Below are 13456 nucleotides of genomic sequence, written 5' to 3' on the forward strand. Positions count from 1 at the left end.
CGAGCGGCCGTTACGGTGGAACCGTGACAGTGAACCGGGGGATCGATGCCGACTTCCTGGACCTGCCCCGCCACGACCTGGCGGAGGCCGCGCTATCGGCGGCCAAGGCGGCTGGGGCGACGCACGCCGACCTGCGGGTTCATCGCATCATCACCGAGATCATCCAGCTGCGCGACGGCGAGCTGGAGACCGCGGTGATCAACCGTGAGGTCGGCTTGGCCGTGCGAGTGATCGTCGACGGCACCTGGGGATTCGCCTCGCATTCGGAGCTGGTGCCGTCGGTGGCCGCCGAGACCGCACGGCGCGCCGTGCACGTCGCCACCACGCTGGCCACGCTGAGCAGCGAGCGCATCGAGTTGGCGCCCGAGCCGGTCTATGCGGACGGGGCCTGGGTGTCGAACTACCGGATCGACCCGTTCGACATCTCGACCACCGACAAGATCGCCGTCCTGGAGGACTACTCCGGGCGGCTGCTCAGTGCCGATGGCATCAACCACGTGTCGGCCGTGCTGACCGCCGTCAAGGAGCAGACGTTCTACGCCGACACCTTCGGATCCTCGATCACCCAGCAGCGGGTGCGGGTGCTGCCCTCGCTGGAGGCGGTGACCGTCGACCCCACGGCCGGCAGCTTCGATTCGATGCGGACGCTGGCATCGCCGATGGGGCGCGGCTGGGAAGCCCTGGCCGGTGACGAGGTGTGGAACTGGACCGAGGAGCTGGCCCAGCTGCCGGCATTGCTGGCCGAGAAGGTCAAAGCGCCCACTGTTGTCCCGGGGCGCAAAGACCTGGTGATCGACCCGACCAACCTGTGGCTGACGATCCATGAATCAATCGGGCACGCAACCGAATACGACCGCGCTATCGGCTATGAGGCCGCCTACGCCGGAACGTCGTTCGCCACGCCGGACAAGCTGGGCACCATGCGGTATGGGTCGCCGCTGATGAACGTAACCGCCGACCGCACCGTCGAATTCGGTTTGGCCACTATCGGTTACGACGATGAAGGAGTAGCCGCGCAAAGCTGGGATCTGGTGCGCGACGGAATATTCACCGGCTACCAGCTCGACCGGGTTTTCGCGAAACGACTGGGGCAGCCACGCTCCAACGGCTGCTCGTATGCCGACTCGCCGCATCATGTGCCGATCCAGCGCATGGCCAATGTGTCGCTGCAGCCGGCGCCGGACGACATCAGTACCGACGACCTGATCGGGCGGGTTGAGGACGGCATCTACATCGTCGGCGACAAATCCTGGTCAATCGACATGCAGCGGTACAACTTCCAGTTCACCGGTCAGCGGTTCTTCCGGATTCGCGACGGCCGCTTGGCCGGCCAGTTGCGCGATGTCGCCTATCAGGCCACCACGACCGAGTTCTGGAATTCGATGGAAGCCGTGGGGGGCCCGTCGACGTGGTGGCTGGGCGGGGCGTTCAACTGCGGCAAGGCCCAGCCCGGCCAGATCGCGGCGGTCAGCCACGGCTGTCCGTCGGCGTTGTTCCGCGGCGTCAACGTGCTCAACACTCGCACCGAGGGCGGCCGATGATCCGCACAGTCAATGACGTTGCGGGGGTACCTCCCGCTTGCGGGGGAGAGCGGCGCCGATGATCACTGCGCAGCACGTCATCAACATCGTGCTCGACGAGGCGGCCAAGCTCGGGCGCGCCGACGAGACCATGGTGCTGGTCACCGACAAGGTCGAGGCGACCTTGCGGTGGGCGGGCAATTCGATGACCACCAACGGGGTTTCGGTGAGCCGCAGCGTGACCGTGATTTCGGTGGTGCGTCGGGGGTCCAGCGCGCGCATCGGCACCGTGGTGTCCTCCGAGGCGGATCCGCGGGTGCTCCCCGGGTTGGTGGCGGCGTCGCAGGAGGCGGCCAGCTCGGCGCCGGAGGCCGGCGATGCCGCGCCGCTGCTCGGCGATGTTGGGGTGCCTGCCGATTGGGACGCACCGGTGCCCGGCACCGGGCCGCTGATTTTCGCCGACGTGGCCGACTCCTTGAGCCGGGGCTTCCGTGGCGCAGACCGGCTCTATGGCTTTGCGCACCATAGTGTTTCGACGACGTTCTTGGCGTCGTCGACGGGATTGCGCCGACGTTTCACCCAGCCGACCGGTGCGGTGGAGATCAACGCCAAGCGCGACAATGCCAGCGCGTGGGCTGGTGTCGGAACGCCCGACTTCGTCGATGTGCCAACCGATTCGCTGCTCGAGCAGCTGTCGACGCGGCTGGGCTGGGCGCAGCGCAGCGTCGAATTACCGGCCGGGCGCTACGAGACGATCATGCCGCCGTCCACGGTGGCCGACATGATGCTTTATCTGGGCTGGTCGTTGGCCGGGCGCGGTGCGCAGGAGGGTCGGACCGCGCTCTCAGCGCCCGGCGGTGGAACTCGGGTGGGGGAGCGGCTCACCGACCTGCCGCTGACGCTCTTCTCGGATCCGATGGCTCCGGGCCTGGCCTGTACGCCGTTTGTCGCGGTGAGCAGCTCGTCGGAAACGATCTCGGTGTTCGACAACGGCATGGAGATCAATCAGGTGGACTGGATCCGTGACGGGGTGATCAATGCGTTGGCCTATCCGCGCGCCACGGCCGCCAAATACGAGACCGACGTCGCCGTCGCCGCCGACAACCTGGTGATGACCGGCGGGTCGGGCAGTCAAGCCGACATGATTGCGGCCACCGAGCGTGGCCTGCTGCTGACCACGCTGTGGTACATCCGCGAGGTGGATCCCACCACGCTTCTGCTCACCGGGCTGACCCGCGACGGCGTCTACCTCATCGAAAACGGCGAGGTCACCGCGGCGGTCAACAACTTCCGGTTCAATGAGAGCCCCTTGGACCTGCTGCGACGTGCCACCGAGGCCGGCGTCAGCGAAAAAACCCTGCCGCGGGAATGGTCGGATTGGGCCACCCGTGAGGCGATGCCGTCGCTGCGGATACCGGACTTCCACATGTCGTCGGTGAGCCAGGCCCAATAGTTCATTGCCGCCGGGCAATGCGCGCTCTAGCGTGAGACGGATGGCGGCTCCGGTTTCTGTTCGAGAAGACCAGCTCACCCGGCTGGTGTCGTTGTTTCCCGGGTCGCCCGATTCCGGTCGTTTCACGGCGCTGGTTCGGCGGGTGTGCGCGCAGACGTTGTCGTTGCCGCCGTTGCCCGCCTGTGTCGAGGTGGGCGGGCCGGAATCAGAAGTCGAGTCCGCCGTCGCCGAATTCGCCGAACAGTTCAGCGCGGACGTCTCGTCGATCACCGCCGAGCAGCGGTCGCGGTTGTGGAAGCAGCTTGGGGACCGCACTTTTGGCGTCGTCGTGCAGATCTACATCGCCGACTTCATTCCTCGGGTGCGTGCCGGGCTGGAAGCGCTCGGGGTCGGCGCCCAGTACCTCGGCTGGGTGACCGGTCCGATCACGTGGGATCACACCACCGATCCCTCGGATCTTGTATTCAATGACTTTTTAATCGCGGTGGCGCGAATGCGTGCGCTCGACCCGGTCACCTCCGAGCTGGTCCGGTTGCGTGGGGCCGCACAGCACAACTGCCGACTATGCAACTCACTCCGCGAGGGCGGTGCACTGGATGCCGGCGGCTCGGAATCGATGTACGCGGAGATTGAGCACTTCGAATCGTCGGGTTTGCTCGATGGCCGCGCAAAAGCAGCGCTTCGCTATGCCGATGCGTTAATTTGGACCCCTGCGCACCTCGCCGCCGACGATGTCGCCGAGGTGCGCTCTCGGTTCTCCGAGGCGGAATCCATCGAGCTCACCTTTGACATCATGCGTAATGCCAGCAATAAGGTCGCCGTGTCATTGGCCGCTGATGCCCCGCGGGTCGAGAACGGCACTGAGCGTTACCTGATTGACGCCGACGGCCAAACAATCTTTAACTGACGTTCGCGGGAGACGAATGCGGCAGCCAGTCGAGCCATATTCGTCTTCGCTGACGTTCGGCGCTAATTGCCCGCAACCATTCTGACGCGCGCTGGTTGGTGGCGCAGCCGCCTCGCGCTCAAGGCCGAAGGCACCAAATGTTAACCATTCGTACACGGGCACGCAAACGCGCGTTTGCGCTGTGTGCGGAGGTCATTCGCTACTTTTAGCGCGTTCGCCGACACTGATACGACACGGAGACGTGACGGTAACGAGATGGCAGCGTGGCCCGAGTTGGGTGTCCATGGATCGTGCGCCATTTGGCCGCGGTTCGGGTGGCTTTCCCGGTCAGTTGTTTGCAGGATTTCAAGCTTGGGGTTGCGTCGGAAGCGAGTGCGTTCCCGCGCAGAGGGAGGTTCGGAAATGACAACCACCCGTACACGCTCGCGTATGCGAGTGTCATCGGTCTGGGCTGCCGGCGTCGCGCTGGGCGCCTCGATGCTCGGCGGAGCTGTGCTGGCAGCGCCGCAAGCGTCGGCGACTTGCAACTTGACTCCCGCCGATGACCAATACATCCAACTGCTGGCGCAGAACAAGCTGGTTCACAACGCGGATTTCACTGACTGCCATGAGGCCGCCGAGGGGCGCTGGTTCGCGGACCAGGTTCGCGCCAACGCCAATCCGTTCGGTGAGGCCCAAGAGCTGATCAACATGATCACCAACACCACGCCGATGACCCAGGCTCAGGCCGAGTGGGAGGTCGAGTCGGCGATCTACGTTTACGCGCCGGACATGATCCCCAAGATCAAGGATCAGGCCGCGAAAGCCAACTGGCCGACCGCGTAGCGAATCGCTGCCGCACAACGGGTTTCATATCTCGGGAACGGTCAGCGGCCGTAATGGCTGTGGCGTTCCGCTCTGCCGGACAGCTAACTGAAAATCAGTTAGCGCCCACCGATGAGGACGGCTCAACGAGAAGCACAATGGTTGCTCTCGTGTAGGCGGAACTGGGACGCCTTAGTTATCATTTTCGACCTGAAGAGTTTCTCGCACAGTAATTTTAGCTAATCGCTGTTCACGCGTTGTTTGTACGACGTGTCGTTTGCCGCGCTTGTCGCTGGTGGTACCCAATCTTCATCGCCAAAGAAGAAGTAGCAAATTCCACGATAGGGGTCTGGAAACGTGAGAGGGAAGCGATCACGCGCGCAGGTGCTGGCAGTGGGGGCCGCCGGCGTCGCGGTAGGGGCCGCCATGTTCGGTGGTGCTGCGGTGTCCGCACCGCAAGCATCCGCGGCGTGCAATTTGACGCCCGCCGACGATCGGTACATCAATCTGCTGGCGCAGAACAAGTTGGTTCACAACGCCGATTTCAACGATTGCAGCGAGGCCGCCGAGGGACGTTGGTTCGCCGATCAGGTTCGATCCAACCCCAATCCGTACGGCGAGGGCCAGGAGCTGATCAACATGATCACCCGCACCACGCCCATGAGTCAGGCCCAGGCCGAATGGGAGGTCGAATCGGCGATCTTCGTTTACGCGCCCGAGATGATCCCCAAGATCAAGTCGCAAGCGCCTGCCGGGCCTGCCTGAGCGCACCGACATAGAGGTGTTGTTACCGGTGGGCGCTTTCCGCGAGGCGCCCGTCGCGCATGTCGGCGGCTGCAAAGGCGACGGCGGCGCCCGACGGACGCTGACTTCGGTCTTCGGCTACCGTTTCCTACGGAACAATCCCGTAGGGGGCGGTAGCTCAGTTGGTTAGAGCCGCGGACTCATAATCCGTTGGTCGCGGGTTCGAGCCCCGCCCGCCCCACCGTAAAAGCGCTGTTCAGAGAGCTCTCTGCGCGCGTGGGAGGCGCGGTTAAGGCGCTCACCCCGGCGTCACCCCGGCGACTGAGCGGAGTGCTTACCATAGGCGGCAGCGCTAGCTAACTTGGGCGAATGCGGACCGGCTGAGCGGGCATAGCCGTCGACCCGCTCGACGGACGGAGGCCGGCTGATCGCCATCGAAATGTCCAACGACCGTTGCACCTTGCGCCGCCTTGCTCGCGACTAACTTGCCCAGCACCCGCGCGGCGACGAACCCGATGCGCCGCTGTGGCCCGGTATGGCGCTGACGCGGCTTCGGCCTAGCGGAGTGCGGGGACAGCCGCCGCACCAGGAGTGGCCACTACGGATGTGGAAGACGCAGCACTGAGCGCCACCGCGGAGGCCCGCGCGGCAAGCCAACGCACTGGCCGAACTATCGGTGGAACACGCCGAGAAGCGATTGGTGCTCGACTGGAACCAGCCGCTCCGCCAAGCGATGTTCTACAAGGCCGTCTACCGACCGGCGGCGGTGCTGCGCGCCAACGGGCTTACGCCGACCACGAAGGTGCTCCCCGCGGGGTTGCGCTTCCGCTCACTGCGGCACACCTACGCGAGCTTGTGCGCGGCGGTCCCCAGCATTTCTGTACGCCAGGTGGCCGGGTGGATGGGGCACGCGAACCCGACGACGACCGAACTCGTCTACACGCACCTCCACTCGAAGGCCGACCATGACGACGAAATGGCGGCGCTCCAGGCGTTGGCGACTACGCCGAATTACCAAGGGAACAACGTGATCCCGCTGCACGGTTGATCAGAACGCTCACGTCGGACCAAATTCGCGAATATTGACTGGGTTTCCGCAGAAGCCCGCTGAATCCGCCCACAGTCGCCGCCGAGTGGGATCAGAGGGCTCGGCTGCACCGCGTGAGCAAGCCATACGTCATTTTCCATCACGCGGAGGTGCATGAAGTAGGTTGGCGCGGACGAAACGCGTGGCGACATTGTTGTCGGCCCGACGGAAGGTCGTGACATCCCGAGTTCGGGGTACGGGCGGGATATCGGCTCCGTCGTAGGAAAGCTCTCGGGCCAATATGCCCTGGTACGCATGGAGCCGATGATGGGAATCCAACCCGCGTATTCAGCTTGGGAAGTATTTTCTACGCCCGAACAGGTGAGCGATAAGCGCTGGTGGGAGTGCCGCTAGCAACTCCGAAACCTGTCTACCAGCAGATAAGTAGCATGCGGCTACGTCTAGGGGTCGGGTCGGGTCGGGTCCGCCTACAGTTCGGCTACGTCTACGGGACCATGACGGGACCAAGGAAGTGTTAGCTTCTCCGGTGACAACTGGACACCTGTCCAGCTAAGGTACAGACGGATATGGCCCAGCAAGGAGCGTTCGATGAGTAAGGTTCCAAGCCGTAAAGCACGGTTAGCGCACGCGGCTAAACACGCGGAGTTGTGGAATGCGGGCAAGAAGGATGAGTGGGTCGACTCATGGCGGACAATCTGTCCGGGTGAGGTGAGGATGTTCGATCCCGTCGGCACCGAGGTGAAGCACGGCTTCGATACCGCGACCTCTGAGGCATTCGACATGTTTCAGTCAATCTTGAAGATCAAGATGCTCACAGTCCAGGTCAATGGCGACGAGATGGCTTGGGTCTGTGAGAATTTCTTTGGCACTGAGCCGAATGTGCAATCGGCCTTCAGCATTGAAACGTTCGCGTGGGACCAGGAGGGGAACCTTCTGATCAAGACGTATTACCCAATGCCAGAACACGTCGGCACGGATAGTGACCCGTACGCCCATCTGCTCGAGGGACGAGACCCCTAACCGAACTTCTCGCCGCGCTTGCGTTTCGGCGCGGCGGTGCTCTTGGCGCGGCGACCAACCTTGGTGTGACGCCGAAGACGTACTCTTGCAGGTTGGCGGCGGTGACGGTGACGGGTTGGGTGACCTCAGCGCGCATCACAGGGCGAGTTCGATCTCGTAGTCCAGCAATTGCACGTGTGCGGGCCGCACAACGGGCATGTCGGGACCGGTTACCGATGCGTCGGTCTTATCGAAGAACACGTTGAACGCGCGTCTGTCGGGATCCATGCCCGATTCGATAGCGTGCTGACGGTAATTGGCGCCGAGACACATCACTCGGCACGGCGTGGTCACCGGCGATAACACCGTCACGTCGTTAAGTGCCACTGTTGCGGTGCGCTCAGCAGCTGACTGCCAGTCCGATGACGCTCCGGAGATCAGGTCGGCGGTGCTCCGGTAGCTGCCCTCTAGCGGCGCGAGGCCGTCGCCGGCGACCAACCCCCAACCGATGTCGTCGTCGCGGCGGTAACGGGCCAGATGGACCACCACGTGATACCTCCAAGTGCTTTTTGAGTTGGGCCGCCCGGTGCGCCTGGTCATGGTTCGTCGGGCTGGTTGTGAGGTGGATTTGCGGCCGGTTGTGCCGACACCGCGTGCAATTCGGCCACATCATTGAACGCCGTGCGCATCGTCCTGGTCTTGGCATAGATGCGCTGGTCGATCAGGGTGGGCAGCAACGGTCGGATGCGGGTGCCGATCTTTTGGATCAACGGTGAGGCGTCGACTTCACGGCGCCGGTCGACGATTGCATCCACACACTGTGTTGCCACCGTGCTCGCCGCGACCCTCGGGATGTCATTGAGCCGCTGCACCGACAAGTCGACCTTGACCTCAGCGCCGTTCGCTCCGATCACTGTGCGCCCGGCCCCATCGTCGCTGTACATATCACCGGGGTTGATGGTCAACACGTGCACACCTCGGGGATAGAGCTCCAGCCGCAGCGCTTCGAAGAATCCGTTCATGGCGTGTTTGCTGGTGGTGTAGCCCAGATAACCCGCCATCGGAAGGTGTCCCGCTCCGGATGTCACATAAGCGATGACACCCCGGGCCGCGACGAGATGCTGCAGGGCTAGATAGGTGGGGTAGGCGGCGCCGAAGAAGTTGACCCGCATCGCTGCCGTGATCGGGTCGAAGGACTCAAGCTCCTCAAGTCTTCCATGTGTCGCTTGACCCGCATTGAGCACCAAGATGTCGATTCCACCGAAGGCCGCCACGGTTGTGTCGATCAAGCGCCCGCAGTCCTCCTCGTTGGCGAGGTCCACGGCGACTGCCCGCGCGGTGTCTCCTGCGGTCGCGATCTGCGCTTGAATAGCGTTGAGCCGCTGCATACTACGGGCAGCCAGGACAACGTGGGCGCCCTCGGCCGCCAACTGGAGCGCGATGTGCTGGCCCAGCCCTTGAGATGCGCCGGTGACGATCGCCACCTTGCCGCGCAGCCGCTCGCTCACACGGTTGTGGCTATCGGCGGATCTGTACAGCAGATGTGCCGCCGCTGACAGCTTGTTCGGCCAGTCTGTTCCGATCACGCGCTAAACCTTCCATTCTCATTCGCCCTCTTTCGGAGCCTGACAGCGACGCCTGTCTGGATCCGACGCCGCCATACACCTTCTTGACTGCTAATCAAGAGGGTAGATTGTCTCTTATCTATCAATCAAGAGGAGGTCGGTGTGCCGAAAAACCGGGCCGGGGTCGACCGCCGGGTCAAGGAAGAAGAGATCCTCGATGCCGCCGATGCCGCGTTTGTGGGGCCGGGCGGCTTCCGGGATACCACCATCGCGGCGATCGCCGCCCAAGCCGGTATCGCGACCAATTCCGTGCACTGGTATTTCCCCACCAAAGATGACCTGCTGGTCGCGGTGCTGCGGCGGCGGCTGGAAGCGGCGCTGCCGCGGCTGCTGACCGAACCGCCGCCGCCCCTATCCGAGCTGGTCCTCGCGATGCTGCATGAACTCGACCGCACCGCATCGCTGACGGCCACCGTGCACGACCGCGCGACACATGTGCCGGCGGTGGCCGACTTTCATCACGGCTTCCACGAACTGGCCGAGCACACCTTGCAAGAAGGCTTCCAACGCGAGGGCCTCACCGACGGCAACGCCATTATGGCCGCGCGGGCGATCACCGCGCTGGTCGAAGGACTGCACCTACACGACAGAAAACGTGACCCCGAGGATCGTGACCGGCTGGTGCTATGGGCGCTGCGCCGATTCACCGGTCCATGAGGGCTGTGTGCAGTTGGCCTGACAGATATACGCGAGAAGAAGGCCGCCGGACGCAACCTCGATACCAGTAAGGAAAGTTCTCACTAGGCGGGCTGCGGGCGCTGGGACGGTCGCGAGGCGGTGGGAGCGATATCTGTGCGTTGTGACGGACAGGAGCGGCAGCGGACGAGCTGCCCCGGCGGAAAACGTCAGCACACAAAAGAAACTCGGTACCCGAGCCTCAGCGCGTGGCCCGCTCAGCGCGTGGCCCGCGAGGGATCCCCTTACAGGACATCGCCTCGCCGCCAATGCCACGGGGCGCCAGCGTCTCGACATGTTGACATGAACTCGAAAAACGTTGGCATCACGGACTACGCTCACGACCGGATCGGGAGACACACCGGTCACGGAATGAGGTGTGCATCGAACCGGGATGCTTCAATCTTCACTCCCGGCGACACTCCTCCGTGTGTAGGCGACACCCTTGCCGCGACTAGCTAACAACCAAGTCCACCATCTCACCCCGGCGTCACCCCGGCGACCGAGGGCGATTTGTAGCCGTACCGGGGGCGTACCGGAACCGGACCGAGAACGGTCAAAAGCGCTGTCTTGCAGGCGGTTTAATGGCTCGGGTCGAACTATTTAGGCTGGTCGTGCGCACGCTGGCTAGGGACTCATAATCCGTTGGTCGCGGGTTCGAGCCCCGCCCGCCCTACTGGCCAAATGTATGACTTCGGGTGATGCTTATCGTTTCGCCTTCGGGTGATTGGACGACGAACCATCCCCCCATTGAGGCCGCTCATCCCCACCAGAACGACGTGGCGATCGCTACATAGAGCGCGATGAGTACTGCTCCCTCGAACCAGGTCGACTCGCCGTCGAACGTCACCAGCACCGCGACCAGCGCAGACATAATCATCGACGCCAACAGCAGCGGCGAGAAGACCAGATCGAAACCGGGCTGGCCGAGGCATACCGCTGCGAGGCAGACGATCGGTGCGATGGTGAGTGCGATCTGGACTGGCGACTGGAGGACCACCTGAACCGCGTAGTCCATCTGGTTCTTAACCGCCAGCTGAATGCCGACGAAATTCTCCACCGCGTTGCCGGCGATCGCCACGATCACCAGACCGGCGAAAACCTCGTTGATGCCCGCTGCATGCATCGCTGGCTCTAGGGCGGCGACGAACCATTCCGACACGAAGGCCGCACCGATACTGGCGAGGGCCAGCATGCCGATGGCCATCGCCAACGGCCACTCGCCGTGCGCTGTCGCGGCACTGGCGGCTTTGGCCGAATCGGGGCTGGCCACAATGGGAGAGGTCGCTCTGGAGCGGTTATGACCAGCTTGCAGCGCCGAGTCGGGCGCCCGGTTTCCGAGCGTGGCGGGCAGCGAGAGTGCGAACAGCGCGAGCATGACGATAGAGACGACAACCGACACCGCCCGTTCGTGCTGTTGCGCCGGGGTGTGTATTGCAGCGGTCAACGAGGGGACGGCCAGGATGAACACCGCGAGGGTGAACATCAGTCCGAGGGTGCGTCCGTCGTCGGCGGCGAAGCGCTGGCGGCCATGCTTGATCCCGCCGGCCACGAATGCCAGCCCGAGCACCAGCAGGGCGTTGGAGAGAATCGAGCCGACGATGGTGGCCTTCACCACGCCGAAAAGGCCTGCCTTGAGTGCGAATAGGATCACGAACAACTCGGGCAGGTTTCCCAGCGCCGTCTGCAGTATCCCAGTGGCGTTGGGCCCGAGCCGGTCTCCGAGCGCCTCCACCGAACGGCCGACCAGAGATGCCAGTGCGGCCAACGCGACTGCGGAGATGGTGAACGCCAGCACTGCGTTCGCATGGGTGAAGTTGAGAACCCCCGCTGCCATCGATGCGATCACGGTGATGGTGATCATGATGCGGTCGCGCCGGGTCAGCAGCGGGAGCCGTTCGGGATGGGTGGTCGTCACGTGCCTCTCCTGCTCTGATCGCGCTGAAGTTTTCCACAACCGAACGGTTCGCGTGGAAAACACGCTGGTGCCGCTGCGGCGACCTCGACTTACTGCCGAGCCCGGGGGTCAATCGCGGGACGCAGCCGTAATCCTGATCTGCGCCGTCACGTTCATACTGATAGGCGGCCAAGGCGAGCCGCCAAAAAGAAGCAACTGACTGTCGTGAAGATCAGGCACTTGGTGACCATCCGGCCCGCCACGAAACATGCGCCCGCCGCCCCACCACGTTTTGTATGACCTCGTCTGATGCGTGACATCCGGTCTTCAGGCGATGCGACTGCCCAGAGTCACGGCGTGGAATTGACTTTGGTCAACACCAGCGCCGCTTCGTTGTATGGAAACAGGCGGTAGAACACACCAGATGGCCCTTTAACGAGCGTTGCGGCCTCAGCCTTACTCATCCAGGCGCGGATTGGCCAGCGCGATACTCTTGCCGCGCTTGTGCACCACCGCCTGTCCACCGGCGAATACATTCTTCAACCAGTCCGATTTCAGCCCGTACCCGATGAGAACAACGAAACCGTCGCGGGTGGGGAAAACCAACAGCGGCGTCCGATAACGCTTGCCTGATTTGCGTCCGACATGTTCGAGCGTCCCTTGGCCCGGAAGCCATGGCGTAATCGACCGCGCCACTGGATTGGTGACTCGCCTATTGAAATTTGCGACCGGCCCTTGTTACCCGCATGGACCCCTTTGTTCACAACCAAGCTCGAATGACCAGTATCCGTTAGACAGCTGCGGCCCGTAGCGGATCGCGGTCACTAGGGCACAAAGGCGGTCTGCCATTCTACGGACCGACGCGACGTGGTAAACGTCTTACGCCCGGCCCTGGCGGCGGTCGGCCTCCCCGCGAGCCGGCCGGCAACAACCCCGAGGCATGGCACCTGCGTGCCAGCTGTTGAAGGTGTCCAGCCGGCTGCACGGCCTACGCAACTCTGTTGCGGCGCGATGGCTGTCGCATGAAGCGAATTTATGTGAGGTCGAGGTGATTTGGGGCACTGCACGTTTGCGTTGACTGGTGACGTGTATGGGATTGGGCTGCCCTACCAGGCAGGGCCAGAGACAGGCTGGCGCAGGTCCCGGCGGGCGATGTGCTGTTATCGGCCGGTTCCTTCGATGACGACGCCGCGATCGCGCAGTGGGCCAGCGAACACCGTTGGCGTGCAGTTGGATTGGTTGCCGCGGGGGTTGATGAGCTGCGGCATGCTATCGGTGATCGCGTGGAGGGGCTGTACGGACCGTGCCTGTGGTTCGACGACGGGACAGATGATCCTGCGGACGGACCCAACAGCGAATGGTTCAGCCACCGTTACCGGGACACGAACGGTACTGAGCCGCCCTATCCGGCTGCCGCGGCCTTCGCCGCGGGTAGTCGTTTGGCAGCGCTGTGTGGAGGGGCCGGCACTGTCGAATCCTTGTCGGTGCTGGCCGCGTCACAATTACTCGATACCACCACCTTGTTCGGTCGGTTTCGATGTCGACCCGGTCACTGGCGTGCAAACCGGGCATCAGATTCGTGTCGTTCAGTGGCGAGACGTACAGCGGGTGCTGGTCGATCGGCCACCTCGTCGGGCCTGAGCATTCGAGTTACATCATCTCCGCGCCCGACCCATAGGTATTGACGATTCCTTTCTTCAATAAGCATCCGTCCGCAGGACAAGCCCAGCCGGGGTTAGTCTCGTGTGTCCCCCGCGGGCAGTCAGGAGCTCAAGGCTGATCGC

At 63.4% G+C, this 13456-nt stretch carries 11 protein-coding genes, 1 tRNA gene and 1 pseudogene; 9 read left to right on the forward strand and 4 right to left on the reverse strand.

All coding sequences use genetic code 11. The annotated features are described in order from the left end of the window. Positions 1–23 precede the first annotated feature (23 nt). From A5625_RS17810 to A5625_RS29680, 8 genes are all read left to right on the forward strand, one after another. Entirely contained in the window at positions 24–1541 is a 1518-nt protein-coding gene (locus A5625_RS17810) for a TldD/PmbA family protein (protein WP_066996679.1), read from the forward strand. A 58-nt stretch (positions 1542–1599) separates the two neighbouring features. Then, positions 1600–2973: a TldD/PmbA family protein gene (locus A5625_RS17815; protein ID WP_066996681.1), complete on the forward strand. Its 1374-nt coding sequence runs from the start codon at positions 1600–1602 to the stop codon at positions 2971–2973. 40 nt (positions 2974–3013) lie between these two features. Then, positions 3014–3880, forward strand: coding sequence for a carboxymuconolactone decarboxylase family protein (locus tag A5625_RS17820; RefSeq protein ID WP_066996684.1), 867 nt, complete (start codon positions 3014–3016; stop codon positions 3878–3880). A 402-nt stretch (positions 3881–4282) separates the two neighbouring features. Next, positions 4283–4705 (forward strand): hypothetical protein, encoded by a 423-nt coding sequence (locus A5625_RS17825; protein ID WP_232003743.1) that lies wholly within the window; start codon positions 4283–4285, stop codon positions 4703–4705. Between the two features lie 372 nt (positions 4706–5077). Continuing rightward, positions 5078–5449: a hypothetical protein gene (locus A5625_RS17830; protein WP_066996724.1), complete on the forward strand. Its 372-nt coding sequence runs from the start codon at positions 5078–5080 to the stop codon at positions 5447–5449. A gap of 146 nt (positions 5450–5595) precedes the next feature. Beyond that, a tRNA-Ile gene (locus tag A5625_RS17835) sits at positions 5596–5669 on the forward strand. 435 nt (positions 5670–6104) lie between these two features. Beyond that, positions 6105–6476 (forward strand): hypothetical protein, encoded by a 372-nt coding sequence (locus A5625_RS17840; protein ID WP_066996691.1) that lies wholly within the window; start codon positions 6105–6107, stop codon positions 6474–6476. A gap of 588 nt (positions 6477–7064) precedes the next feature. Then, positions 7065–7496 (forward strand): hypothetical protein, encoded by a 432-nt coding sequence (locus tag A5625_RS29680; protein WP_197516144.1) that lies wholly within the window; start codon positions 7065–7067, stop codon positions 7494–7496. Positions 7497–7631: 135 nt separating this feature from the next. On the opposite strand, the gene A5625_RS30220 is transcribed toward A5625_RS29680, so the two are convergent. Both A5625_RS30220 and A5625_RS17855 read right to left on the reverse strand, forming a co-directional pair. Then, positions 7632–8024, reverse strand: a complete 393-nt coding sequence (locus A5625_RS30220; RefSeq protein WP_066996698.1) for a fumarylacetoacetate hydrolase family protein — start codon at positions 8022–8024, stop codon at positions 7632–7634. A 47-nt stretch (positions 8025–8071) separates the two neighbouring features. Beyond that, on the reverse strand, positions 8072–9061 hold the full coding sequence (locus tag A5625_RS17855) for an SDR family oxidoreductase (protein ID WP_066996700.1): 990 nt from the start codon (positions 9059–9061) through the stop codon (positions 8072–8074). A 141-nt stretch (positions 9062–9202) separates the two neighbouring features. Between A5625_RS17855 and A5625_RS17860 the strand changes: the two genes are divergently transcribed. Continuing rightward, on the forward strand, positions 9203–9757 hold the full coding sequence (locus A5625_RS17860; protein ID WP_066996706.1) for a TetR/AcrR family transcriptional regulator: 555 nt from the start codon (positions 9203–9205) through the stop codon (positions 9755–9757). A 778-nt stretch (positions 9758–10535) separates the two neighbouring features. Here A5625_RS17860 and cax read toward each other — a convergent pair. Together cax and A5625_RS17870 are read right to left on the reverse strand one after the other, a co-directional pair. Further along, on the reverse strand, positions 10536–11693 hold the full coding sequence (gene cax, locus A5625_RS17865; RefSeq protein WP_082984450.1) for a calcium/proton exchanger: 1158 nt from the start codon (positions 11691–11693) through the stop codon (positions 10536–10538). A gap of 329 nt (positions 11694–12022) precedes the next feature. Continuing rightward, positions 12023–12368, reverse strand: a pseudogene (locus tag A5625_RS17870) (nitroreductase family deazaflavin-dependent oxidoreductase). Positions 12369–13456: the final 1088 nt, after the last annotated feature.

The organism is Mycobacterium sp. 1465703.0 (genome assembly GCF_001672975.1).
Lineage (GTDB): Bacteria > Actinomycetota > Actinomycetes > Mycobacteriales > Mycobacteriaceae > Mycobacterium.